Here is a 24,268-nt window from a genome sequence, read left to right on the forward strand (position 1 = left end):
GTTTTGGCGGGGAACTCAACATAATCAGCACCTTGCTAAGTGGCGTGTTGTTGTTTACCGGCCTGCTGTTTTTTATCGCCGGTAGCGTGGGAATGCTGCGTTTTCCGGATAGTTTCAGCCGCTTACATGCGGTAACTAAAGCCGATTCACTGGGGCTTGGCGCAATCATTGCCGGTCTGATGTTTTATTGTAGCTGGTGGCAGAACCTGTTAATGCTGCTGATTTGGTTACTGGTGCTGGCGTCCGGCACGGTATCCTGCCAGTTGCTGGCGCGCTTTTGCAAGAATAAGCAGGATCAGGCATGAGTCTGCTGTTATTTGATTTGCTGCTTTGTGGCTTGTTGTTAGCTCTGGCTCTGGCAAGCGTGTTAAGCCGGCAATTAAGCCATGCGGTTATTTTATATATCGCCTTTGGCTTGTTAATGGCCCTGACCTGGGCCAGATTAGCGGCACCTGACTTAGCCCTGGCCGAGGCAGCTATTGGTGCCGGGTTAACCGGTGCCTTATGTTTTACCGCATTGGCCCGCCAGGGCAGGCTGGCTGTCGGCCCTACGCTTGGCTGGCAGCAGCGCTGCTGGCCGGCATTATTTGTATTGGTAACATTATGCGGCCTGTTGCTGGTACTCCTTCAAATTCCAGTCAATCCCGGGCCGTTACCGGCATTGGTCAAGCAGCAGCTGGCTGCAAGTGGGGTCAGCCATCCGGTAACAGCGGTATTGCTTAATTTTCGCTCCTGGGACACCTTGCTCGAATTGCTGGTGCTACTGCTGGCGCTGCTAGGCACGCTGCAGGTCGCGCCGGCACCGGTGCGCCAAAGTAGCTGGGTATTGAGTCGCAGCTGGAGCCAGCTGCTGGCGCCACTGATTATTTTACTGGCGGGCTATTTACTATGGGCTGGTGCCCATCAGCCAGGCGGCGCGTTCCAGGCAGGTGCCTTGCTTGCTGCAGGAGCGGTAGTACTGAAGCTAAACCAACAACTCAACTGGTTAGTCTGGACTAATGGCTGGGTCCGGTTTTTTACCATTGCCGGCCTGGCGGTATTTGTTATTGCAGTACTGGCTGCCTGGTTGCTCTCAGACGCGGTAGCCGAGCCTGTCTGGCTGAGCTGGCCGCCTGAGTTTGCTAAGTACATTATTCTGCTGATTGAAATTTTTGCCACGCTGGCCATCGCAATTACCCTGACCTTGCTGGTCGTCGCCGAGCAGCCCGGGACACCCCTCAGCCTGGCCCGTCAGGAAGATAATGAGACCGCTGATGGCTGAACTTAGTAGCTCGCTTAACGTGTTTTTGGCTACCGCTGCGGCGCTGGTAGCGATTGGTGTTTATGGTTTTATTGTTGGCCCGGAGCCGCTGCGCCGGATTGTGGCGCTGAATATTATCAGTGCCGGCATATTTAAGTTAATGGTAGTGCTGGCTTATCGCGGCAGTGGCAACGGGGATGCTGAATGGCTGGCAGATCCGGTGTTGCACGCTTTGGTGCTTACCGGCCTGGTGGTGGCGGTCAGTGCTACGGCATTTGCCCTGGCCCTATTGGCCCGGCTCGGCCAGAGTATGACTGCCGGGCAGGAGGATCCCGGGCAATGATGATACTGCTACTGGTCCTGCCGTTGGCAGGGGCCTTACTGATGTTACTCTGGCCCAGAATTGCTCCGCTGCTGGCGCTGTTTTCGGCCGCTGCCTGCAGCCTGATTGCCCTGCAGCTGTTGTTGCAGGTCAGTGAGCAGGGCACCGGCTACTGGCTGTTAGCTGGCTGGCCCTCTGGCCTGGCTATTGCCTGGCAGGCCGACACCCTGAGTTGCCTGCTTATTTTACTGACTGCCGTGCTGCAGCTATTGGTCGGTTTTTATGCATTTGCTATCCGCACCCGCGATAAACTCAGTCAGGGTTTCTGGCCGCTCAGTAGCCTATTGCAGCTAAGTCTGACGGCTCTGTGGTTATCCCGGGATTTATTTAACCTGTATGTCTGCCTGGAGCTGCTGGCACTGGTTGCGGTGGCGCTGGTCAGTCTGTCCGGGCGCAAAGCGATTAAACCGGCCCTTAATTATCTGTTGTTGTCGCTATTTGGCTCGCTGTGCTATCTGCTTGGTGTGGTGCTGCTGTATGGTGCTTATGGCCGGCTGGATATCGCAGGCTTAGCCAGTGAATGGCAGCCGAACTTGTTGACTAACAGCGCCTTACTGCTGATGAGCCTGGGCTTAATGTTAAAAGCGGCGCTGTGGCCGTTGCATGGCTGGCTGCCGGCAGCCCATGCTGCTGCCCCTGCGCCGGTCAGCGCGTTGTTATCGGCATTGGTGGTAAAAGGGCCGCTGTTTATTTTGTGTTTACTCTGGCTGCAGTTGGCCAGTAGTCAGCAGGCTCAAGCCATGGCACCGCTGTTTGCCGGTGCCGGGCTGGCAGCGCTGTTGTTTGGCGGCTGGTCGGCGCTGCGTACACCCTTTGCAAAAAATCTGGTGGCGTATTCTACGGTGGCGCAACTGGGCTATGCCACTGTGGCGCTTGGCCTGATGCTGAAGTTTGACCAACCGCTGATTTTCGCCGCGTTGTGGTTGTTTGTGCTGGCCCATGCGCTGGCCAAGGCGGCCTGCTTTTTAGCGATAGGTGAAATGAGTGGCACCCTGGGAGGTAAACGGCTGACCACGTTAAAAGGCGCCAGCCAGACGATGCCTCTTGCCATGTTTGCCTTCGCTGTTGCCGGTGGCAGCTTAATAGGGCTGCCGCCCAGCGGTGGTTTTCTGGCGAAGTGGGCCTTGTTGCAGGGGTTGTGGTCGCAAGATCAGCAGCTGTTCTGGCCGCTGGCTCTGGTGCTGGCAACCTTGCTATCGGCGGCCTATGTTTTTCGGGTTGTGGTGTTGGCGTTTGACCGGGCCGATCCGGTTGCGCCGGATTTTTCGCCCCAGGTATTACCGCAGTGGTTGGCATTGCTGCCGGCCTTAGCAGTTTGGGCCATGGCCCTGTTCAGTGAACCCTTACTGTTATTACTGCGTTTGGAGGCATTATGAGCCCGTTCTGGTTAAGCTACCTGCCGCTGGCCATTATATTAAGCTCATTGTTGCCTGGGTTAATTATTTTTACCTTGAAAGAGCACCAGGTAAAACTGCGGATAGCCCTGAACCTGCTTGGCGTCACAGTGAAGCTGGTGTTGGTGCTGATCATGTGGCAGGCGGTAAAAGCAGGCGCTATTTTTTATTTCAGAGTGCCGTTTTTGCCGGGTGCCGATCTTATATTGCAAGGTGATGCCTTGTCGCTGCTGTTTGTCGTATTGTCATCGGTGCTCTGGCTGGCCACTACGATTTATGCCATTGGTTATCTGGAAAATTCGCCACTTCGCTCGCGTTTTTTTGGCTATTTCAGTTTGTGCGTCAGTGCCACGGTCGGCCTGGCATTATCGGGCAATCTGGTTAGCTTTTTACTATTCTATGAACTATTGACCCTGGCGACTTTTCCACTGGTGGTACATCGGGGCACGCCAGAAGCATTAGCTGCCGGTAGGCGCTATCTGGCGTATACCCTTAGCGGTGGCTTACTGCTGCTGACCGGGGTGGCTCTGCTGCATTCGCTGGTACAAAGCCCGCAGTTTATCCCAGGCGGCTATGTCAGTGCGGTGGTCAGAGAACACAGCGGGCTGTTGCAGCTGGCCTTTGGCCTGATGATCGCCGGGCTGGGCGTAAAAGCAGCACTATTGCCGTTGCATGGCTGGCTACCGCAAGCCATGGTGGCACCGGCGCCGGTCAGTGCCTTGCTGCATGCAGTGGCGGTGGTCAAGGCGGGCGCTTTTGGCATTATCCGGCTGGTGTACGATGTATTTGGCGTCGACAGTATGCAGCAGTTGCAACTGGCCGAGCCATTAATGTTGTTAGCTGCGACCACCATTTTATATGGTTCCTGGCGGGCACTGGCGCAGCAGGATATAAAAAAACGGCTGGCATATTCCACCATTAGTCAGGTTTCCTATATTACTGTTGGTGTGGCCATGCTGGGACCACTGGCGGCAGTAGGCGGCCTGGTGCATCTGGTGCATCAGGGGGTAATGAAAATTACCTTGTTTTTCTGCGCCGGTAATTACGCGGAAACTTTGGGTGTGCATAAAATTCGTGAATTAAACGGTGCAGGCCGGCGTATGCCACTAACATCGGCTGCTTTCACATTGGGTGCGCTGGGGATGATTGGTATTCCGCCGACTGCCGGTTTTATCAGTAAATGGTATTTAGGGCTTGGCGCTGTAGCCACCGATAATAGCATGATGTTACTGGTATTTGTGTTTTCAGGTTTACTAAATGCTGCCTACTTTCTGCCTATTGTTTATCGTTTATGGTTCTTACCTCAGCGTAGTAGCTGGCCAAAAGAGCAACGGCTGTCAGCGACCCTGGAAACCCACTGGATGTTATTGTTACCGATGCTGTTTACTGCGCTATTAATTATTCTGATGGGGCTGTTTGCCAGTACCGGCGTTAGTCCGCTCAGCTGGACCCAACTGATCGTTGAGCGGGAGTTCAGTTATGATTGATTTATCTGGCTGGCTATGGCCGGGAGCCGGGCTGGGCCTGGTGACTGAGCTGCAACAAGTCTGGTGGTATTTCAGTTTAGGGCTATGGTTAGTTGCCGCCGCATTCAGTGTGTCATTTATGGCTAAAACACCGCATGGCGGTCGTTACTGGTTGTTCTTTACGCTGAGTTTTGCCGGCAATATGTTGTTAATTATTGCGCTTGATGCCATCAGTTTTTATATCGGCTTTAGTGTGATGAGCTTATCAGCTTATGGTTTAGTCGTGCACAGTGGTGATAAATCAGCGCGCCGGGCGGGTCGCTTGTATCTGCAGCTGGCGATAGTGGGTGAGTTGTTATTGTTTGCTGCATTGATCCTGCGGGCCAGCGCTGCTGACGGCCAGTATGACTGGCACAGCTGGCAGCAAGTGCCACTGGATCATCTGACTATTCTGCTGACTATCAGCGGCCTTGGCTTAAAAGCCGGCTTCTGGCCCCTGCATATCTGGTTACCGCAGGCGCACCCCGCAGCGCCGGCCCCTGCCAGCGCTGTACTGTCCGGGGCAATGATTAAAGCCGGTGTGCTGGGGTTAGTGCTGTTTTTACCCGCCGGGGATCCGCAGCTACAACGCTGGGTGCCTTATATGATATGCTTGGGGTTTTTCTCCGCTGGTTTTGGGGTGCTGGTTAGTCTGTTGTATCGTCAGCCCAAGGTTATTCTGGCCTATTCGTCGGTTAGTCAGGTCGGTTATATATTGATATTGGTGGCACTGGCCTGGACTGACAACGCAGCAGCGGTGTTGCCGGTGCTGATGGCTTATGCTGCACATCATGCCGTAGCGAAAGGGGCGTTATTCTTATTTGCCGGCATTAATCCTAAACAACGGCTGCCCGCTTACTGGCAGTTATTATTCTGGTTGCCGGCACTGGCGTTAATGGCAATACCGTTATCTGGCGGCGCAGCAATAAAAACCGGCTTAAAAAGCTTGCTGAGTACTACAACCATGTCCGGCTGGCTGGATAGCGGCATGCTGGCCGGCTTGTTAAGCCTGGGCGCCTGGCTAACTGCAGTATTGTTTTTCCATCTGGCCGCCATGTTGCGCCAGCAACAGCAACGGCTTGGCCCGCGCACTGGCCAACCTGGGTTCGCCTTATACTGGCAGGCGGCAAGTGTGATGTTATTGCTTCTGGTACTGATTCTGTTGCCGTGGCAATGGCAGCCGCTACTGCAGTTAAGTTTAACAACGCTGGCCTGGCCGACAATCTGGACATTATGCTGGCCGCTGTTGCTGGCGCTGCTGCTGGTTGTGCTGGTACGCTGGCGGCAATGGCAACTGCCCGCGCATTATTACGACCGGAACAGTGGTGTGCTGCTATGGTCATTATGGCTTAAGCGCTTATATCAACCTCAGCAGCAATGGCAGGCGGCACAATGGCAATTAAGTTGGCGGCCTGTTGAGCGGGCGTTAAACCGGCTGGCGCCTGATAATGTGGTCGGGCCCAGTGCGTTGCTAATTATCGTGTTGCTGGTGGCAGCAAGCGCATTCTGGTAAGTAATGCAGAGGCGCTGGCAGACTGGGCTGATGTGGCTACCTGGGCAGCGCAGGGCCTTTAATCGTAATATAATCAACCATATTCTGACGAATTGCCCCTTGTAAGTCATCGGTTAGCGGTTGGCGTGCCGTTTCGTAATCGCAGCGCAGACCGGTAATGGCGTATACCTGATTGCGGCCGTTTACTTTGCTTAAATACAACGCCATATCAGCGATTTGCAGCGCCCGCTCCCAGTCAAGCTCGGATTCATCAATGCCGGCAAAGGGTAAATGAATAAAACCACCACTGGCGCTAACCGGGATCAGAATGTCATCGCATGCTACCGGTTCACTGCCAATGACTTCAAGTATACGCTGACAAAAACTGGCCACTTGCTCTGGTTGAATATTATCCAGGTATAATAAAAACTCTTCGCCACCCCAGCGGATCACTAAGTCCTGCTCTCGGCAAACGGCAATTAAGCGGGCACTGAGTTGTTTCAGTACTTCATCGCCAGCGGCGTGACCATGGCTGTCATTAATTTTTTTGAAATAGTCGATATCCAGCAGTAAAAAGCCGTTGGCATGGGTAATGTTATCACTCTGGCGCCGGCCAAATTTGCTGCGGCGCTGCATATGCTCCTGCAAAGCACGGCGATTAAACAAGCCGGTTAACGGGTCCCGTAATGACTGGTATTCCAGCTTTTTGTTAGCTTCGCGCAATTTTCGGTTTGACTGCCGTACCTTGCGATATAGCTGATACAGTAGTATGGCCGCAAAAATGAGCACTAAGGCAAACAAACCCGTTAGTTGCTGCTGTAATTTTTGGTTATCCAGTAACTGGGCTTTTAAATTGTTTTCCTGCTCCAAAATGGTAATCAGCTGACTTTTTGCTTTGGTGTCATAGCGGTTTTGCAACTCAGCGACGCTTTTTTCCCGTTCAGCGGTCAGGATCTCTGCCCGTAACGCCAGCTGCTGTTGTAAGGTTTCAGCCTGTTTCTGATACAGACCAGCCTCAGCATAGGCTTCAGCCAGCGCTTCCAATAAGGGTTCATACTGGGCCTTGGTATCGTTGTTCTTAAAATATGCCAGCGCTGTTAACATCCGCTCCAGGCCAGCGCTATGCTGACCTTCCATTACATCGATATAGCCAAGGTTATACTCCATAATCTGGCCGTTATAATCATCGTCCAGCGCTTTAGCCCGGGCGGCTGCTTCCTGAAGTATGGCTTTAGCTTCGGTGTATTTTTTCTGGTCAATGTAAATTGACCCCAGGTTATTCTCGAAGGTCAGTTCAATGCCCGGGTCGTCAGCTGCTTTCGCCGCGGCAATACCCAGTTTATTAATTGCGACCGCGCTTTCCAGATCCTGCTGTTCAGCAACAATAAACCCTAGGAGTAAATACAATTGCGGCAGTTCTTTATCGAACTGGTATTTCTTAGCATCAGCAATCAGTTCTTCAGCCAGGCTTTTAGTTTCAGTCCATTTTTTCAGATCAGCATAAACAAAGGCAATACTGAAATTTAAATAGAAACGACGGCGCAGGGTAAACTGGTCATCAGTGGCAATAACGGCATCAAGTGCCTGGGTTAAATGCTGTAAAGCACGTTCATACTGGCTGTCGGCTTTAAAAAGCTCACCGAGTAAATTATGAACGTAATAACGCACTCTGGGGATAAGCGCATGTTCAACAATCAGTTCCAGCCGGTCGGCTTTCAGTACTGCAGCTGATAACTCACGTTGATAAAAAATAAATTCAATTTCAGTAGCGTAAATCTCACTTAACGCATCAGCGCTATCGGTTTGCGCCGTTAAAGCCAATAATTCACTAAGTAACGCATCAGCCTGGAATTGCTTTTTTTGGTACAGTAAAGCCAAAGCCTGATATGACATCAGCCGCACTTTGCTGGTCAGTGGGAAATCGGTTTGCGCTGCCAGATAATAACGATTGAACACCTCCTGTAAAAACAGGTCAGCTGCAGCTTCGTCTTGGTGCAACAACACCAGATATTGGTCCAGCTGCTGCTCTAAAACCTGTTCAGTGGTTTGTTGCTGCGCACTAACGGGGTAGAAGCTCAGACTCAGCAGCAGAGAAAGCACAGCCAGCAGGCGGCAAAACGGCAAAGGGCTTAGCCCTGAGTTGAAAAACATATGCCGGTTCCAGATGAAATAACTCTGTTGAAGATAGCGTATTTTGCCATCAATTACAGCAAATGATGCGACTGAGCCCCTGCTTCTGTCTGAATATTTTCAGTTGCTTAGGGTTATTAGCAGCTGATTAAAGCTCTGCTAACGTGCTTTCTCAATTTTGCTTATGTTTGCCGATAGCGCTGACCATTTTAGCCCGCTAACGGTGGCCCTTTGATCGTCAGATAATTCACCATGTTCTGTTTGATGGCCCCTTGTAAATCATCGGTCAGGGCCTGGCGGGCATCGGCGTAATCACAGCGCAAACCGGTAATAGCGTATACCTGATTACGGCCATTAACTTTGCTCAGGTACAGCGCCATATCCGCTATCTGTAAAGCGCGTTCCCAATCCAGCTCCTCTTCACTAACACCGGCAAACGGCAATGGAATAAAGCCGCCACTGGCAGTTACCGGAATGGACTTACCCTCATAGAATACCGGCTCATTGCCAATCACTTTCAGCAGGCGCTGGCAAAAGCCGGCTACCTGCTCAGGAGATATACTGGCCAGGTACAATAAGAATTCTTCACCACCCCAGCGTACCACCAGATCCTGCTCGCGGCATGCCACTTCCAGCCGGCTGCTAAGCTGTTTCAGTACTTCGTCGCCGGCGGCATGGCCGTATTCATCATTAATCTTTTTGAAAAAGTCGATATCCAGTAACAAAAAGCCATTGGCCAGCGGGGCGGTATCGTCTTGTCTGCGGCCATAATTCTGGCGGCGTTGCATTTGCTCCTGCAGTGCACGCCGGTTGTACAGGCCGGTAAGCGGATCACGTAGTGACTGATATTCCAGTTGCTTGTTCGCTTCTTTTAAACGGCGATTGGCCTGGCGAACTTTCGCCATTAACTGTAATAGTAATAAAGCGCCAAATAATATTGCCACGATAAACAGCAAGGTGACCTTTTGTTGTAATTGCTTGTTTTGCAGCAATTGGCGGGTTAAATCGTTATCTTTTTTCAGCAGGCTTATTTGTTGGGCTTTGGCTTTGGTATCATAGCGGCTTTGTAAGTCATGCAATACCTTGTCACGCTCCGTGCTCAGAATTTGCTGCTGAAGCGCCATTTGTTCCGCCAGGGTGTCTGCTCTGGCTTCATGTTTGCCGGCCAGGCCATAGGCCTTTGCCAGCCAACCCAGTGTGTCCTCTAGTTGGTTTTTATGGTCGTTTTTGCGAAAATAACCAATAGCCTCCTGCATGGTCGCCAATCCCTGCTGATGCTTACCTTGAGCAACGTCAATATATCCGAGGTTAAAGCGGATCAGGTGGGCATCATCCGGAGTTTGCATGTCATTGGCTTGTTGCAAGGCATCGCTTAGGATTTCACGGGCTTTAGCGAAGCTTCCTTGCTGGATATAGCCAGCCCCTAAATTATTTTTGAAGATTAAAGCCAGATTGTCTTGCCCCAACCTTTGTGACTCTGCCAGCCCTTGCAAATTAATCTGTTCAGCCAGTTTATCCTGCTGCTGATAACTGACTATAAAACCATACAGTAAATAGTATTCCGGTAATGCCGCCTGTAATTTTGATGCTTTTGCATCTGAAATAAGCTGTTCTATCAATGCCCGGGCTTCGCTGTAGTTTTTTAAATCAGCATGAATACTGGCAATCATCTGATTCAGAAACATATTTCTTGGCAAGGTCCGCTGGTCTTCGGTTTCGGTCACTGCTTGTAGTGCTTCAGCAAAATGTTCAAGAGCCAGCTCGTATTGGCCATCATCGCGAAAAACCCGACCCAGCAGATTATGCGCATAATAACGCACCCGGGGAGCGACAGCCATGAGACCAAGCTGGTGCAGCTGTTCAGCTTTTACCACAGCATCGTTAAATTGCTGACTACTGGCGAGTATTTCAATTTCCGTGGCATAGGCTTCGGCCAGCCCGTCCGGATCATTGCTTGTAGTTGCCAGAATGAGCGCCTGGTCAAGCCAGAGTTCGGATTGCTTCTTATCAGCAGCATCAAAATAATGAATCGCCAGATAGCTGTATAGCCGAACCCGACTGGCGACCGGGAGACTGTCTGAATCCAGTTCCTGCAGTTGCAGCAGTAACGCGGTTGCTTGTTGATAATCCTCTGCCGCCAGTTGCAGAAAATTATCAAGCTGTAGCTCAAGTTCGTCCTCTTGCCCGACAGCCTGAGTGCTTAAAAGCACGCTGCAGAAGAATAAAATACCCATCACAACTGCATGGACAGTTGTCCGGCGGCAGTATTCAAGAACAGAGTTTTTCATTGTAGTTTTTTCTCGTTACTGAACTCTACTATTCGTTGTAATAAAACCAGCCGCAGATTACCAGCCTTATTTTAGGGTGTGTTGAGGTTTGGGGGTTATATTGTCAGCACATAGTTATTTTGCAATGATATTTTCCGATGACTAGCGCTTTTGTCTTATCAGAGCCGCTATAATCAGGGTTGCTAACCTGAACGGATAAAATATGAGTACCCTGGAATACCTGTTTATTATGTTGCTGCTGGTGGCTGCCAGTTCCTTTTTCTCCGTATCTGAAATAGCTCTGGCAGCCTCGCGTAAAATGCGGTTGCGCTTAATGGCCAGTGAGGGCGATGTCAGCGCGGAAAAAGTGCTGATGCTGCAGGAGCATCCGGGCAATTTTTTCACCGTGGTACAGATTGGGTTAAATGCGGTTGCCATTTTAGGGGGGATTTTAGGCGAGTCCGCGTTTACGCCATACTTTGCCTCCTTGCTGGGGTTGGTTACCGACGCAAGCTGGGTGTCCGGCGCGGCCTTTATGTTGTCCGTATTTTTTGTCACGTCGCTATTTATTTTATTCGCTGATTTAATGCCAAAACGGCTGGCGATGATTGCCCCGGAAAAAATTGCGGTAAAAATTGTCAGGCCAATGACACTGTTAATTTTATTGCTTAAACCTTTTGTCTGGTTGTTTAACGGCCTGGCTAACTTGTTTTTCAGTTTGTTTAACGTGCCGACGATGCGTAAGGACGATATTACCCCTGATGACATTATGGCGATGATGGACGCCGGCGCTCAGGCCGGGGTGCTGCAGCAGCATGAGCATCAGTTGCTGGAAAACGTGTTTGATATGGAATCGCGCACCGTGACGTCGGCGATGACAGCGCGGGAAAGCCTGATTTTTTTTACCAATAACGAGTCGCAGGACAACATTAAAGCCAAAATTGCCGAACACCCGCATGCCAAGTTTATTGTTTGTGATGAAGTGCTGGACCGGGTTGTGGGTTATGTTGATACCCGGGATATTTTAATGCAGGTGTTGCACGACCAGCCTATTTCGTTGAAAAAAGAAGGCATAGTGCGTTCGCCGTTGATCATTCCGGATACCTTGTCGCTATATGAAGCGCTGGAGCATTTTAAATCTACCGGCGTCGATTTTGCGATTATTATGAATGAGTACGCGCTGGTGGTCGGGATCATTACCCTAAAAGATGTAATGAGTATTGTGATGGGCGAACTGGTCAGTTCCGAAGAAGAGCAGATAGTAAAACGCGACGCGAATTCCTGGCTGGTAGAAGGCCTGACTCCGCTGGCTGACGTGATGCGGGTGCTGGATATTGACAGCTTTCCCAACCCGGAAAATTATGAAACCATAGCGGGCTTTATGATGTTTACCCTGCGCAAAATACCCAAGCGCACCGACTTCGTGCTGCACGGTGGCTATAAATTTGAAGTGGTTGACATCGACAGCTATAAAATTGACCAGTTGCTGGTTACCCGGATTGATAGCCCGGATAACTAAGGCAGTTAGCCCGGGCTGTTAATTAGCGGGTAGGGTTGTCTGGTTCAGCAGTATCCTCTGGCAAGTCTGGTTTAGCCTCAGTTGTCTGCTCAGCCAGCTCCAGCATTTTCTGGCGGAAGTTATCCAGGCCCGCCATCACTTTGGCGTAGGTCTGGTCAACCCCTCAGAGACTTCACCTTCATAAACTTTTAAGCCTTTCAGAATATCTTTAGCATCGGTAAAGCCTTTTTCGATACCGCCGCCAATCACTTCTAAAAAGCTGTCCAGTTGCTCCTGCTCTGACCGGTCCGGATTCAGCTCTTTGTAGCGGCTGTAAAAACCGGTAGCAAAGGCCACAATGCGCTCGGCTGTGGCCTCGGGTGACGTATCAATACCAGAGTCATAGATTTTCTGGGCGGCATTCTCGCCAAACACCGGTTCAAGCTCGGCATTAATGCCTTCCAGCGCTGTTTTATACAGCAAGCTCAGCGAGTCGTTATTACTGCTCAGTGAGACTTGCTCATTAGCGCGTAAAATAGCCACGTTTTGCGCCTGACGGGCGCTAGCCGCGTTGTCTGCAATACCTTTACTGCCGGTATTTTTGTTCTCAATATTTTTGCTTTCAACGTTTTTGCCAGCCGTGCTGGCGGCAGGGGCTGAACTTGGGGTAATAGCCATAATGATGACCTCTTGTTACGTCAGCCAGCTATTAATGCTGGCGGTTAGTTAAAGTATAGCGTAACGAGGGTATCGGCCGGCGTTGTTGAAACTTTAAGCTTAGTTTGGATAAAAAAACGGCGCTGCTGAAATGGCGCGCCGTTTTAAGTGGGGTAGCTTAGAAAGTATCTGTCCCGGGTGCTTATCCCGGGTGCTGCTCTGCGGCCACTATTGGTGTTTTAGTGGTTATTGAATCAAGCCCATGGCCTCCCGGGCCCTGCTCAGTGCGCCACAGTTTGTACGAGAAATACAAACCTAACGAGGCCAATGCGGTATAGAACCACATACCTGGGGTATAGCCATCAATATTTTCAGGCCCCGCCAGGTAAACATCGTTCAAATAACCGACGGCCAGTGGCACTATCGCCCAGCCAATTTGCTGGCAGAAAGTCATTAAAGCATAAGCACTACCCAGCCGGCGGCTGTCAACGATGTAGGCAACCGATGGCCACATCACCGCCGGGATCAGCGAGAAAACCATACCTAACAATAGAATTACCATCAGCAGGGTAAGCGGTACCACGGCACTGCCAATAAAGGGGATCATCACATTAACGTCGGGCCCGGCAGGCAGGTAGGTCACCATTAAAAACAGTGGCAGCATAACCAGCGAGCCAACGGCCATAAACAATGCCCGTTTGCCTACCCGGTCAACCCACAGGCCGAACAGCGGGGTGGCAATAATAGCGGCAACCGGTAGCAGACTGCTTAAAATGCCGGCGGCTTCGCGGTCCAGGCCATGGGCCTGTTGAAAATAATCAATCGCAAAACTGCGAAACGGGAATACTGTGGCATAAAACACCACACAAAGCGCTACTATGTACCAGTAGGAGGCGCTGAAAGAGTACAGGCTTTTAAATTCCAGTTTATCGGTGCTGTCTGTTACGCCTAAGTCGTAGCGGCCTTCGGCCCGGCGCTCTAAAATCCAGTATAAAATGGCAGCGGTAACCGAGATGCCGGCGACGGCGGTGGCCAGCCAGAGTGGGTCTTGCCAGTTTACATACAGCGGGCTGGCAAAGCCGGTTGACCAGTCGGCTGAGGCCGAACCCAGCCGCGAGATAGATAAGTTGATGCCAAAGGCAAAGCTCAGCTCTTTGCCCTTAAACCATTTAGCCAAAACTGTAGTTGCCGCCACAATCAGTGGCTCTGCACCCAGGCCCAGCATAAAGCGGCCGGCAAACATGGTTTCAAAATTGGGGCTGAATGCTGTTAACCCTGCTGCTACCAGACAAATTAACGCAAACAGGGTAATGGCCTTTTTGGTGCCCCAGCGGTCAATAATATAGCCGCCGAGTAACAGCACACACAAAGCCGCGATATTGTAGGCAGTCGATAACCAGCCAATTTGCTGATAACTGAAATCGCGCTGCTCGCGCAGTAAGTCAACAATCGGCCACAGCGAGTCGTAAATATAATAGTTACCAAACATTGCCAGGCTGACAAATAACAATACCATCCATCGGTAAAATGATGATGGTTGCGGCAAAGCCGACAGTGGCGGTGAAATAGTGGAAGTACTCATGCAGGTTGCGTCTCGTTATTAGTGAGTGCCCGGGGCACCCTGGAATTATGACGCTGTCCACTCTAACCGAGGGGCCAGCGCTTAGCAATAACTTAACAATAAGCCTGAGGTTTTTAAGATAATGATGACTGCACTAACTGACCGTTTTGCCACTGGTGTCGCAGTACCAGCGCCAGGCTGATACTGCGCAGCGCCATAAATACCGCAAGCGCTGCCCACAAGGCATGGTTTTGCCAGCTTTGCAGCAGGTAGAAGCTAACGGCAAAACCTAACAGGGCGATGACCATGCTGTTGCGCAGGGTTTTACCCTGGGTAGCACCAATAAATACCCCGTCCAGCAAATAGGCCCAGCAGGCCAGCAGTGGCAGCAACATCATCCAGCCAAGATATTGTGCAGCATGCTGTCGCACTTCAGGCAGTGATGTCAGTAAACTGACAAAGCTATTACCGAATAAGCCGTAACCCACGCTAAACAACATTGCCAGCAGTAAGCACCAAAGGGCCAGTAAACCAAGGGTATTACCTAGCAGGCGGTTATCACACGCGCCAATGGCTTTTCCTACCAGGCTCTCGGCTGCGTAGGCCAGGCCATCCATGGCGTAGGATACCAGCATTAAAAAGCTCAGCAATACGGCATTGGCCGCCACGGTATTATCGCCGTATGCCGCACCCTGAAAGGCAATAAACACAAACACGCTTTGCAGGCACAGGCTGCGCAGAAAAATATCGCGGTTTAGCGCAAACAGACGTTTTAACCCCGATAACTTAGCAAGCTGACCGAGCAGGGCGTTTAGCAGCGCTTTAGCAGCAAGGCGGCGCAGGAGCAGGCTGCTGCCCAGTAGTAAGCCGGCATAATCGGCTACGACCGAAGCCGCCGCAATGCCGGCAACCTGCCAGCCAAAGCCCAGCACGAATAACAAGTCGAGCAGTATATTGACCAGATTGGTAACCACTAACATCCACATTGGATAACGGGCATTCTGCCGGCCTAAAAACCAGCCCATTAACACCAGATTTAGCAAGGTGGCCGGGGCGCTCCAAATCCGAATGCTGAAATACAGCTGCGCTTGTTGGTTTACCTCGTTACTGGCATCACTAAAGCTGAATGCCAGCTGGGCCAGCGGCCATTGCAGCAGTAGCAACAGGGCAGCCAGCAACAATGCCACTAACAGGCTCTGGCTTAAACACCGAAGCTGACCCGCGCTGTCATTCGCACCATAGGCCTGAGCCGTTAAACCGGTGGTGCTCATCCGTAAAAAGCCCAGCAGGAAAAACAACAGGCTGATTAAACTGGAACCGAGTGCGACGCCGCCCAGATACCAGGCATGCTCCAAATGACCACTTACCGCGGTATCAACCAGCGCCAGTAGCGGCACCGATAAATTCGACAGCACCATCGGCAAGGCAATGGCGGCCACTTTTTTCTGTAGCGGGGCGTTGAGAAATAACGACAGCAAATAAGGGTCCTGTAGCATGCGGCAGTGGCCTCATGATACACGGCTTGCCGGTTGCTCGAAACTGCCTGGTAAAGTCGCTATACTGCTGTTTTCCCGGCGAAGGGTGCTGTTAATGAAAAAGCCTGCCTGTGATCACGTATAAATCAGCAGCGTTTTATCAAAGCTGCTTTGCGCTCTGTCTGGCTGCTGTGGTGGTATTTGCTAACCTGCACTTATTGCAGCCACTGTTGCCGCAGCTCAGTCGCGAATTCCAGCTCAGCCCGCTGCAGGTTAGTCTCAGTTATACCGTTGCCACCTTTGGCCTGGGGTTATCTTTATTAGTGTATGCCTCGTTATCTGATGCCTGGGGCCGTAAAACCTTATTATTGCTAACCTTAGCGGGCATGACGCTAAGCACTCTGGCGCTGACTCAGGTAGAAAGCTTTGCGGCGCTGGTATGCTGGCGGGCGATTCAGGGGGTTTGCCTCGGTGGCTTGCCGGCCATAGCCATTGCCTGGATGGGCGAGGAATATTCCACGCCGGCGCTGGTGACAGCGGTGGGCTATTACATCAGCGCCAATTCGCTGGGCGGGATCGGTGGTCGTTTACTGGCCGGCGGTCTGGCTGATCTGGGCCACTGGCAGTGGGTGTTCTGGCCTATGGCAGTGCTAAGTGCAGTTAGCTGCTACTTTATCTGGCGTTATCTGCCGGTATCCGAGCGCTTTACCGCGCAGCCTTTTCGCCTGAGACAAGCGCTGCAAAATCATGCCTTTCATCTGCGCCAGCGGCTGCTGTTGCTGACTTACCTGATTGGCGGCCTGAATTTTCTGGTGTTTTTAAATCAGTATACGTTTATTAGCTTTGTGCTGGCTGCACCGCCATACCTGCTTAGCAGCAGTATGCTGGGGTTATTATTTATTACCTATTTTAGCGGTACGGTCGGGTCTGCACTGTCGGCAAAAATTGCCCGGCGCATGTCAGCACCGCTGGCGATGGCGCTGGGTATTGTGCTGATGATGCTGGGTAGCCTTGTTACCTTGCATGCTCAGGTATCTGTTATTGTCAGTGGCTTTTTTATCAGTGCCTTTGGTTTTTTTCTGTGTCATTCGCTGGCCAGTAGCTGGGTAAACCAGCATGCCACGCGGGCTAAAGCCAGTGCCAGTGCGCTTTATCTGGTGTTTTATTATGTCGGCGCCAGCGTGGGGGGCCTTTACCTGCAACCATTCTGGCAAGCACTGGCCTGGCCTGGTGTCGTCGTGGCCTCATTGCTGATGTATGGCGTAACCCTGTCACTGGCACTGTGGCTTTGGCTAGGTAGTCGCTGAAATTTTTTCGCCCGCTTTAAACCTTTCCAGGACAACATTCGACTAACCTGTCAGTACTTATTTAACACGGCCAGTAAAGGGCATGTATGGCAACGGAGATTGCAGCAGCAATCGCAGCAGCGCAGCAGGGCGACAAGCAAGCATTTTACCTGATCTACCAGCAGTTTATCGGCCGGGTATATGCAATTTGCTGGCGACTGTTAGCCAATAAACAACAGGCTGAGGATGCCAGCCAGGAAGTCTTTATTAAGCTGTGGCAACAATTGCCGGCGTTTCGTGGCGACAGCAGTTTTGCTACCTGGTTGCATAGTGTGGCTACCCGCACCGCGATTGACTGCTGGCGACAGCAGAAAAATCTGCGTTTAACAGACAGCAGTGATCAGCTTGACATGCCGGAGCCAACTATTCACTGCACGGGTGACACAGCCACGCTGGAACAAGCGATTTTACGGCTGCCAGCGCAGGCGAGGGCAGTATTTGTGTTATTTGCGCTGGAAGGGTATCAGCATCAGGAGATTGCCAGCTTGCTGGGTATCGCCGAGGGTAGCAGTAAAGCCCAGTACCACCGGGCCAGGCAATTATTACGGGAGTGGTTAGCCGATGAATGAGCAACAATTTGAGCAGTCACTGCAACATTTAGCGAGAGAACGGCAACCAGAGCGCGATCTGTGGCCGGCTATTGCGGCCCGGTTGGAGCTTACCCACCAGCAACCAGGTAATGGTGCACCTGTACCAATGGCTGTTGCCGCGCAGCACCACAGCCCCCGGCTTATTCACTGGGCCAGTGCCGCAGCATTTTTACTGGTGGCACTCATTGGCTGGCAGCTGGCCATTTTGCCCGCAGCGGGCCAGCGCACAGTAGCATCGCCAAGCGCAGAACTTATCTTGTTGCAGGTTTACGAGCAGCAAAAATCCCGGCAGCTGGCACAGGTAGTGGCAGTGGCTGAGGGCTTCGACAACTGGCAACAACAGCTTACCATTTGGGATCAGGCCATCGCTCAGGTGCGTCTGGCCCTGCAATTTTATCCGGATGAACCGCAGCTGTTAGCGCAGCTGCAACAGTTATATCAGCAGCAACTGCGCTTTATTCAGCAGGCAACGTTGCAACAACCGTCAATAACCAGTTAGGAGTGTATCATGCAACAAACAATAACAAACTGGCTTGCCAGCCTGGCCGCTATAGTACTGTTAGCCGCCAGCCAACTGGCGCTGGCCGACCCGCGTGAAGTGGTAAATGAAAGTCGCAGCGTCAGTGGCAACGAGAAAATTTATATTGAGGTAATGAGTGGCGAAATTACCATTACTGCAGTGTCAGGTAATACCTTCAGCGTTAGCGGTAAACTCGATGAAAAAGCGACTGGCTATGAGTTTGACAGTAAAGATGGTTTTAGCCGCTTTGAAATGACTATGCCGCGTCAGGTAAATTACAACTGGAAAGATAAAGCCAATGCAGCAGAACTGCGGATTGAAGTGCCGGTTGGCAGCAGCGTCGAGTTCAAAGGCGTCAACGGCAATGTCAGCGTAACCGGTATTCATGGCAGCAGTGATATTGGCACGGTAAACGGGAAGATCAGTGCCAGTGACTTACGAAGCAGCGTCAAGCTCAGCACCGTTAATGGCGAAATAAAAGTTAAAGGTGCCAGCGGCAAGGTAGAGCTGAACTCAGTTAACGGCGAAATTAACGATGAAGGTTCATCGGGCCGGCTACGCTACGAAGTGGTTAACGGCAAAGTGCAGGCCAAAAGCCAGGCAGAAGAGGTCAGCATCAGCACAGTAAACGGCGATGCAAAGCTGGAACTTACCGGCACAAAGCAGCTGAAACTAAACACAGTAAATGGCGAAATTGAAGCAGAACTGCAAGGTGTAACCAGCCCACGGGTAACGGGCAGCAGTGTTAGCGGTGATATCGAACTTAAGTTCGCAAGTAATGCCAGTGCCCGGGTTGAGATTAAAGCTTCAGCCGGTGGCAGCATTGACAATAAGCTAAGTAATGACAAAGCAACGAAAGCGAAATATGGCCCGTCACGCAGCTTGCAGTTCACCCTCGGCAATGGCGATGGCAGCGTGGAGCTTACCACCGTCAGTGGCGATATCAAGCTGGAGAAGTTGTAACAATTTGAGCAATTGACACGGTGAGTGATCCGGTAAATAACAAAGCCGCTAATGCGGCCTTGTTATTCAGCTAAATCGATTTGTTGGGGCGTTAGCTTTTTCGCTTACTCCAGAATTGCTGTGAGAGCTCACTTAATCCAGTTGATAATTTGGCAACAGCTGAGGCACTTTCCAGGTTTCCTTTGCCTATGTTGACACTGTCATTAGCGGCCTCGCGAATGAAATGTACACCCCGGTTAATATCCTGGCTTACTGCCCCTTGCTGTTCTGCAGCTGTTGCAATCTGTACATTCATTTCACTAATTTCATTTACTTTCTGGCCAATACTTTTTAGTGCTAATGCGGCATCTTCAGCATCCTGCACGCAGCCATTCGCCTGAATGCTGCTCTGAGCCATTGCAGTAACGGCGGTCTGGGCCCGTTGTTGCAGGGTATCAATCATGTTCTGAATGTCGGTTGTTGATTGCCGGGTGCGACCAGCAAGGCTTCTGACTTCATCGGCGACAACTGCAAAGCCTCTTCCCTGCTCACCAGCCCGGGCAGCTTCAATAGCCGCATTCAGCGCCAACAGGTTAGTTTGTTCAGCTACTCCACGGATAACTTCAAGAACGGTTGATATTTCAATGCTTTGTTTTTCAAGCTCGTTTATTGCCTGGGTGGCTTTACTCAGTTCTTGCTCCAGGCTTTTAATTGAACCTCTGGTTTTCTCGACCAATTGCTGGCCATTTGCCGTTTCATTGTCGGCTTGCTCGGCGGCATTTGCTGCAACCTGAGCGCTGGTTGCGACTTGCTGAATGCTGGCAACCATTTCGTTAACTGCGGTGGCTATTTGATCTGTTTCAGCCTGCTGTGAGCTACTGACTTTGTTGCCTGCTTCCACCTTTAATAATGAACTACGGGTATGCTCAGTTAATTTGCCTGAGGCGTCATTTATTCTACCAACAACCGAGCCGGTTTCAGCTTGCAACATGCGTAATGCAAATTCAATCTGACCAAATTCATCATTGCGATTGGTATACAATTTTTGGCTCAGTGGATTATCAGCTATTGCCGCTGCAAGTGATTTTAGCTTTGCGAAAGGGGCCAACAGGTAGCAGACAACTGTGCTGCAAAGTACAACCGAAACTGCTAACTGGAGGGCAAATTGCAGCCAGATCACCGTAGTCGTCAAACTTATAACTCCCGCTGCCATAATGCTGCAAATTATCAGTAAAATCAGCTTTAACTGCACTGATAACATTGGTCTACCCGGCGCTGCTTTGCCCTGGTTCAGCTGTGCATAGCCTTCTTCTGCGCGCCGAACGAGTTCAGGGTCGGCTTTGGTTCGAACAGATTGAATTTCGGTAATAGCGCCATTTTTACTGATCGGTGTTACAAAAGCGCTAACCCAGTAGTGATCGCCATTTTTACAGCGATTTTTTACCAGTCCCATCCACGAGTTCCCGGCTTTCAGGGTCGACCACATGTGTTTAAACGCGGCTTGTGGCATATCGGGGTGGCGCACCAGGTTATGCGGTTGCCCTAACAACTCTTCTTTGGTAAAGCCACTAATTTCTATAAAGTCATCGTTTACATAAGTTATATGGCTGTTTGGACTGGTGGTCGATAAAATATTAGATGTGTCACTTAAAAAAACCTCTTTATTGGTGACAGGCAGGTTACGTCTCATCTGGCTTGGCTCTTAATCTTCTAGCAATGTTAATGTGAAACTTGGCTTGACGATTTCAAGCTCAGTTTGAATAGTTCATTTTTTGAACCGGCGCGGATAGTATAGATACAGTTCAATCCGGTAAAGTGAATTATTCTGCTTTTTCTAATCATTTTTTAGAATGAATATTTGCAGCTGAATGAGCAAGAAAAATTAAGCTTTGACACTAATAACTTAGGATAAAGCTTTAGGTTTATTTACATGATCTTATTGCTGATAAGACTGCTGTTGCAATGCACTGACTTCATCATTTTCTAACTCCCGGTACTGATCCATCGCCAACTCACCCAGCGGCAGGGCGCCGATGGCAGTGCGTTGTAAGGTTAACACCCGGTAACCCAGGGCTTTACACATATAGCGGATTTGCCGGTGCAGGCCCTGAGTCAGGGTTATTTCAAATTGTTGTGGGCCGCGTGCATTTACCTGACAGGGACGTGACTGATAGTGGTTTTTGCCCAGTGTCCAGCTTACTCCGCTGGCCATCTGTTGCAGAAACTCTGGAGTTACTGTTTTATCCGTCGTTACTAAATAGGTTTTGCTATGGTAATGATCCGGATGTAATAACCGCTGACTCAGCGCACCGTCGTTGGTTAGTAACAGCATACCACTGGAGTCTTTATCTAGCCGGCCCACTGCAAACAGGCGTAGCGGCAGGGTTTTTAGTAACTGATGCAAACTGGCCGGGTCATTTGGCCGGTTATTACAGTCGATACCGACAGGTTTATGATACAGAATGTAACAACGCGCAGGCTGCGCAATAAGGCGGATATCGTCTATTAAGATGCGGTCAGAATTGTCTACGAGGTCGGGATGTCTGGCAGCCATACCGTTAACATGAACCCGGCCGGCAGTAATTAACCGCTCAGCCGCACGGCGTGAACAGTGGCCACTTTGAGCTATCCATTTTGCTAGGCGATGTTTAGTTTCCAGAGTCGTGCTCAACCGTGCTCAGCTTACTGTTAATTATCAAACTACCTAAAAAACGCAATATTACCCTACTCAGCGGATAAAAAGCAGATCTCAGGGCAATTTGTCATAATACTGCCATTAACAGCTGTCAAACTTAGCCCTGTTACACCTTCCTTCCTGGATATTATTCACTCGGTTAGTGATGGGAGCTTCGGCTCCCATTTTTTTCTGCCATTTGGCTTGATTATTTGTTTTGCTCAGTCAAACGGGTCGGATAACTTTGATAAATAAGCTGCACTGTTTCATTTATCGCTTGCTGTGGGTTTGCCATGGCTTTTTTGGTAAGGCGGCCGTCAATCAGGCCCTGCCAAACCAGCCGTTTTTCACTGGCATCAATTACATCAATCGTTACCGTGCCTACTTTGTACTCCGTTTTTTCCACTTGATTGCCAAACAGCGGAATGCCAAACATAAAACTGCTGCTTCTGCCGTAATAACCGTAACCGGCATTAATTGAGAACGGTGAGCTACGCACATCACTGCGGGTTTCTACATTTGTCATGTAATTAACTAACAGCTGTGGGTTTTGTTCGCTGTACTGATAGCCCAGTGCTGCCATTTCGGCGTTAATGGCACTTTTAAAGTGCTGATCCAGTAAGGTGGTATAGGCTTTAGCATCGGCATCCTCAGTTTTTGCCTCTTCTGCCAGCGGTTCAGCTGAAGCGGCTTGCTCAGTTGCTGCCTGTTCTTCCGGGCTGGGCTGATAGAAGCCGTAAGTTTGGTACTGTTTAAAATTTACAGTCCGATCATAGTCTACCGTAGCCTGGCGTGGGCTGGAACACGCGCTAAGCCCAAGCAATAGCGCAGCGCTAAGGCTGAAAATACGTAGCTGTGGGTTGTTAATAATAGCCATAATTGCCTCTTAACAGCATAGAACAGTAACTTAAGTGTATAGCAGCTAAGACCCAAAGCTAAACAATAAGTTTGGTTAATTTGTAAAGCTGTGGGTCAGGCGGTATTAAAACCGGTAATTAAACTGCACGGCCAGTAATTGTCCTTTGTTGCTGTACTGCCCCTGATAGCCGCTGGCGTAAAGTGGCTCATTCTGCACATTATATTCACGCTCATTTACCGCCACATCACCGGTAAATAAATAGCCATAAGCCACATCCATTGTTAATTGTTCAGTAAACTGCCAGTTAGCACCCACGGTCAGCCATAGCCGGTCATCAGTTGGGATCCGGGCTGTTTTATGCGCTGAGGCAATCGGATTTTCGTCAAATGCCACACCGGCTTTCAGGGTCAGCTCTGGCCGGACAATGTAGGTTGCACCTGCAGCAAAAGACCAGCTGTTTTGCCATTGCTGCGGAATATAGCCAATGTAACCTGCACTGTTCAGGTTGGGTGGCAACTGAGTATTTAACGAGATGCTGGGGGCCGCATCATTGCTAACAATATCGATGCTCTGAAACTCGCTCCACTCGGTCCAGGCCAGGCTCAGCTGGACAGATAACGCTTTGGTCAGTTGCTGATCCAAACTGAATGCTGCACTGGCCGGGGTGGTAAGGGCTAATTGACTGGCTTCTGTTAACAGAGGGTTTGCGGCCAGTTTACCGGTGCTTAAATCGATAGCAGGTAATTGTGGCGCTATTACCTGGTAATTCGGATTGCCGGCAACGCTGGCGCCGGTGATCGGGGTGTTGCTAATAACTGAGTCACCTTGCAGCTTGTAGCGTACTGCAGAATGCCAGGTTAATGCCAACCGGGTGCCGGCAATGGGTTCACCATGAATACCCAGGGTATAACCAAAGGCAAAATCATCGCCGGTTACTTCGTAATGGCTGTTGCAGTATGCATCGTTATATACCGGTGCGCCGAACATGGCGTTAGTGGCCGCCTCGCCAAGTTCACACAAACCGCTGTGATCTTTATATTTTGATAAGGTGCCTTCAATATGGTTTACCGAAATGCCGGCGCCGATTGACCACTGTTCATTTAACTTATAACCAACAGCCGGTTGCAGGCTCAATACCTGAATTGCCGTTTCATCGGCAAAGTAGCGGCCGACAAAGTCATTGTCGTAATCTGAAGACAAACCAAAGGGCACATAGAAACCAATGCCCCAGCTTAATTGTTCCGACAGCTTGTCTGCGTAAAACACAAAAGGAATTAGTTCATTTAAACTATTTGCCCCTTCTGTCCGTCCAACTACGGGTTGGCCGCTAGCACTTTGCGCGCTGGCATTGCGGTAATTGGTTTTGGCGTTTATCAGGCTTATGCCGGCAGACAATTCTGCGCCGCTTAGCCTGGTCATAGCGGCCGGGTTTGAATACACCAGGCTGGCATCAGTAATTTGCGCACCGCGACCAGCATAGGCATTGCCCATGCTACTGACTGATTGTTCGAACAGTTTGTAGCCTTCAGCAGAAACAGTGGCACTGCTAACAGCCAGTAATACAGCCAGGCTAAGGCGGTTTTTTGAAAAAGTCATGTGCTTACTCCGTAATTAACGTTTTACCATTATAGAGAGGTCAGACCTTAGAGTATATGCACTACTTCCTGCTATTTGGCCTATTAAACGCAAGAATTCGCTATTTTTAACCAAATTTTAGCGTAACTCGCCAACTGCGG

20 protein-coding genes are annotated in these 24,268 nt (G+C 50.5%); 11 read left to right on the top strand and 9 right to left on the bottom strand.

All coding sequences use genetic code 11. The features are described 5' to 3' along the window. Positions 1–20: 20 nt before the first annotated feature. The 6 genes from KG631_RS17200 to KG631_RS17225 are packed head-to-tail and all read left to right on the top strand — an operon-like array spanning position 21 to position 6,034. Entirely contained in the window at positions 21–305 is a 285-nt protein-coding gene (locus KG631_RS17200; protein WP_214001026.1) for a monovalent cation/H(+) antiporter subunit G, read from the top strand. Next, a complete protein-coding gene (locus KG631_RS17205; RefSeq protein WP_214000868.1) occupies positions 302–1,261 on the top strand; it encodes a hydrogenase subunit MbhD domain-containing protein in 960 nt (319 codons plus the stop codon). The genes KG631_RS17200 and KG631_RS17205 overlap by 4 nt, the downstream gene beginning before the upstream one ends. Beyond that, positions 1,254–1,583, top strand: coding sequence for an NADH-quinone oxidoreductase subunit K (locus KG631_RS17210; protein ID WP_214000869.1), 330 nt, complete (start codon positions 1,254–1,256; stop codon positions 1,581–1,583). Before KG631_RS17205 ends, KG631_RS17210 begins: the two co-directional genes overlap by 8 nt. Beyond that, positions 1,580–2,998, top strand: a complete 1,419-nt coding sequence (locus tag KG631_RS17215) for a proton-conducting transporter membrane subunit (protein ID WP_214000870.1) — start codon at positions 1,580–1,582, stop codon at positions 2,996–2,998. Before KG631_RS17210 ends, KG631_RS17215 begins: the two co-directional genes overlap by 4 nt. Then, positions 2,995–4,503 carry a proton-conducting transporter membrane subunit gene (locus KG631_RS17220; protein WP_214000871.1) on the top strand — a complete coding sequence of 503 codons (1,509 nt, stop codon included), beginning with the start codon at positions 2,995–2,997 and terminating at the stop codon, positions 4,501–4,503. The genes KG631_RS17215 and KG631_RS17220 overlap by 4 nt, the downstream gene beginning before the upstream one ends. Then, positions 4,496–6,034, top strand: coding sequence for a complex I subunit 5 family protein (locus KG631_RS17225; RefSeq protein ID WP_214000872.1), 1,539 nt, complete (start codon positions 4,496–4,498; stop codon positions 6,032–6,034). The genes KG631_RS17220 and KG631_RS17225 overlap by 8 nt, the downstream gene beginning before the upstream one ends. A gap of 36 nt (positions 6,035–6,070) precedes the next feature. Here the strand turns inward: KG631_RS17225 and KG631_RS17230 are convergent, their stop codons facing one another. Continuing rightward, the gene (locus KG631_RS17230) at positions 6,071–8,164 is read right to left on the bottom strand and encodes a GGDEF domain-containing protein (protein WP_214000873.1); all 2,094 of its coding nucleotides are present in this window, start codon (positions 8,162–8,164) and stop codon (positions 6,071–6,073) included. 188 nt (positions 8,165–8,352) lie between these two features. After that, a complete protein-coding gene (locus KG631_RS17235) occupies positions 8,353–10,431 on the bottom strand; it encodes a GGDEF domain-containing protein (RefSeq protein WP_214000874.1) in 2,079 nt (692 codons plus the stop codon). 202 nt (positions 10,432–10,633) lie between these two features. On the opposite strand from KG631_RS17235, the gene KG631_RS17240 reads away from it, so the two are divergent. Continuing rightward, complete coding sequence (locus KG631_RS17240; RefSeq protein ID WP_214000875.1) at positions 10,634–11,929, top strand: hemolysin family protein; 1,296 nt, start codon at positions 10,634–10,636, stop codon at positions 11,927–11,929. Between the two features lie 135 nt (positions 11,930–12,064). On the opposite strand, the gene KG631_RS17245 is transcribed toward KG631_RS17240, so the two are convergent. The 3 genes from KG631_RS17245 to dinF all read right to left on the bottom strand — a co-directional run bounded on the left by KG631_RS17245 (position 12,065) and on the right by dinF (position 15,622). Next, positions 12,065–12,586 (bottom strand): DUF5610 domain-containing protein, encoded by a 522-nt coding sequence (locus KG631_RS17245; protein WP_301003963.1) that lies wholly within the window; start codon positions 12,584–12,586, stop codon positions 12,065–12,067. A gap of 181 nt (positions 12,587–12,767) precedes the next feature. Then, positions 12,768–14,147, bottom strand: a complete 1,380-nt coding sequence (locus KG631_RS17250; RefSeq protein ID WP_301003964.1) for an MFS transporter — start codon at positions 14,145–14,147, stop codon at positions 12,768–12,770. 113 nt (positions 14,148–14,260) lie between these two features. Continuing rightward, positions 14,261–15,622: an MATE family efflux transporter DinF gene (gene dinF / locus KG631_RS17255; protein ID WP_214000876.1), complete on the bottom strand. Its 1,362-nt coding sequence runs from the start codon at positions 15,620–15,622 to the stop codon at positions 14,261–14,263. 110 nt (positions 15,623–15,732) lie between these two features. Here dinF and KG631_RS17260 point away from each other — a divergent pair, with 110 nt between their 5' ends. From KG631_RS17260 to KG631_RS17275, 4 genes are all read left to right on the top strand, one after another. Further along, a complete protein-coding gene (locus KG631_RS17260; protein WP_214000877.1) occupies positions 15,733–16,908 on the top strand; it encodes an MFS transporter in 1,176 nt (391 codons plus the stop codon). A gap of 86 nt (positions 16,909–16,994) precedes the next feature. After that, positions 16,995–17,516 (top strand): RNA polymerase sigma factor, encoded by a 522-nt coding sequence (locus tag KG631_RS17265; RefSeq protein ID WP_214000878.1) that lies wholly within the window; start codon positions 16,995–16,997, stop codon positions 17,514–17,516. Beyond that, on the top strand, positions 17,509–18,036 hold the full coding sequence (locus KG631_RS17270) for an anti-sigma factor (RefSeq protein ID WP_214000879.1): 528 nt from the start codon (positions 17,509–17,511) through the stop codon (positions 18,034–18,036). Before KG631_RS17265 ends, KG631_RS17270 begins: the two co-directional genes overlap by 8 nt. Positions 18,037–18,045: 9 nt before the next feature. Then, entirely contained in the window at positions 18,046–19,020 is a 975-nt protein-coding gene (locus KG631_RS17275; RefSeq protein ID WP_214000880.1) for a DUF4097 family beta strand repeat-containing protein, read from the top strand. Positions 19,021–19,111: 91 nt separating this feature from the next. Here KG631_RS17275 and KG631_RS17280 read toward each other — a convergent pair whose 3' ends face one another. The 4 genes from KG631_RS17280 to KG631_RS17295 all read right to left on the bottom strand — a co-directional run bounded on the left by KG631_RS17280 (position 19,112) and on the right by KG631_RS17295 (position 24,128). Then, positions 19,112–20,689 (bottom strand): PAS domain-containing methyl-accepting chemotaxis protein, encoded by a 1,578-nt coding sequence (locus KG631_RS17280; RefSeq protein ID WP_214000881.1) that lies wholly within the window; start codon positions 20,687–20,689, stop codon positions 19,112–19,114. Positions 20,690–20,935: 246 nt separating this feature from the next. Continuing rightward, complete coding sequence (locus KG631_RS17285; protein WP_214000882.1) at positions 20,936–21,670, bottom strand: pseudouridine synthase; 735 nt, start codon at positions 21,668–21,670, stop codon at positions 20,936–20,938. Between the two features lie 211 nt (positions 21,671–21,881). Continuing rightward, positions 21,882–22,550 carry a DUF4136 domain-containing protein gene (locus tag KG631_RS17290; RefSeq protein WP_214000883.1) on the bottom strand — a complete coding sequence of 223 codons (669 nt, stop codon included), beginning with the start codon at positions 22,548–22,550 and terminating at the stop codon, positions 21,882–21,884. Positions 22,551–22,655: 105 nt separating this feature from the next. Next, positions 22,656–24,128 carry an outer membrane protein transport protein gene (locus KG631_RS17295; RefSeq protein ID WP_214000884.1) on the bottom strand — a complete coding sequence of 491 codons (1,473 nt, stop codon included), beginning with the start codon at positions 24,126–24,128 and terminating at the stop codon, positions 22,656–22,658. Between the last annotated feature and the right edge of the window lie 140 nt (positions 24,129–24,268).

Source organism: Arsukibacterium sp., assembly GCF_018402695.1.
GTDB lineage: Bacteria > Pseudomonadota > Gammaproteobacteria > Enterobacterales > Alteromonadaceae > Alishewanella.

What these genes read in the sequence shown, in the direction of transcription:
- KG631_RS17275 (WP_214000880.1), top strand. Translation starts at nt 18,046, where the DNA reads ATGCAACAAACAATAACAAACTGGCTTGCCAGCCTGGCCGCTATAGTA.
- KG631_RS17205 (WP_214000868.1), top strand. Translation starts at nt 302, where the DNA reads ATGAGTCTGCTGTTATTTGATTTGCTGCTTTGTGGCTTGTTGTTAGCT.
- KG631_RS17270 (WP_214000879.1), top strand. Translation starts at nt 17,509, where the DNA reads ATGAATGAGCAACAATTTGAGCAGTCACTGCAACATTTAGCGAGAGAA.
- KG631_RS17230 (WP_214000873.1), bottom strand. Translation starts at nt 8,164, where the DNA reads ATGTTTTTCAACTCAGGGCTAAGCCCTTTGCCGTTTTGCCGCCTGCTG.
- KG631_RS17240 (WP_214000875.1), top strand. Translation starts at nt 10,634, where the DNA reads ATGAGTACCCTGGAATACCTGTTTATTATGTTGCTGCTGGTGGCTGCC.
- KG631_RS17290 (WP_214000883.1), bottom strand. Translation starts at nt 22,550, where the DNA reads ATGGCTATTATTAACAACCCACAGCTACGTATTTTCAGCCTTAGCGCT.
- KG631_RS17210 (WP_214000869.1), top strand. Translation starts at nt 1,254, where the DNA reads ATGGCTGAACTTAGTAGCTCGCTTAACGTGTTTTTGGCTACCGCTGCG.
- KG631_RS17265 (WP_214000878.1), top strand. Translation starts at nt 16,995, where the DNA reads ATGGCAACGGAGATTGCAGCAGCAATCGCAGCAGCGCAGCAGGGCGAC.
- KG631_RS17280 (WP_214000881.1), bottom strand. Translation starts at nt 20,689, where the DNA reads ATGAGACGTAACCTGCCTGTCACCAATAAAGAGGTTTTTTTAAGTGAC.
- KG631_RS17235 (WP_214000874.1), bottom strand. Translation starts at nt 10,431, where the DNA reads ATGAAAAACTCTGTTCTTGAATACTGCCGCCGGACAACTGTCCATGCA.
- dinF (WP_214000876.1), bottom strand. Translation starts at nt 15,622, where the DNA reads ATGCTACAGGACCCTTATTTGCTGTCGTTATTTCTCAACGCCCCGCTA.
- KG631_RS17295 (WP_214000884.1), bottom strand. Translation starts at nt 24,128, where the DNA reads ATGACTTTTTCAAAAAACCGCCTTAGCCTGGCTGTATTACTGGCTGTT.
- KG631_RS17220 (WP_214000871.1), top strand. Translation starts at nt 2,995, where the DNA reads ATGAGCCCGTTCTGGTTAAGCTACCTGCCGCTGGCCATTATATTAAGC.
- KG631_RS17225 (WP_214000872.1), top strand. Translation starts at nt 4,496, where the DNA reads ATGATTGATTTATCTGGCTGGCTATGGCCGGGAGCCGGGCTGGGCCTG.
- KG631_RS17245 (WP_301003963.1), bottom strand. Translation starts at nt 12,586, where the DNA reads ATGGCTATTACCCCAAGTTCAGCCCCTGCCGCCAGCACGGCTGGCAAA.
- KG631_RS17250 (WP_301003964.1), bottom strand. Translation starts at nt 14,147, where the DNA reads ATGAGTACTTCCACTATTTCACCGCCACTGTCGGCTTTGCCGCAACCA.
- KG631_RS17215 (WP_214000870.1), top strand. Translation starts at nt 1,580, where the DNA reads ATGATGATACTGCTACTGGTCCTGCCGTTGGCAGGGGCCTTACTGATG.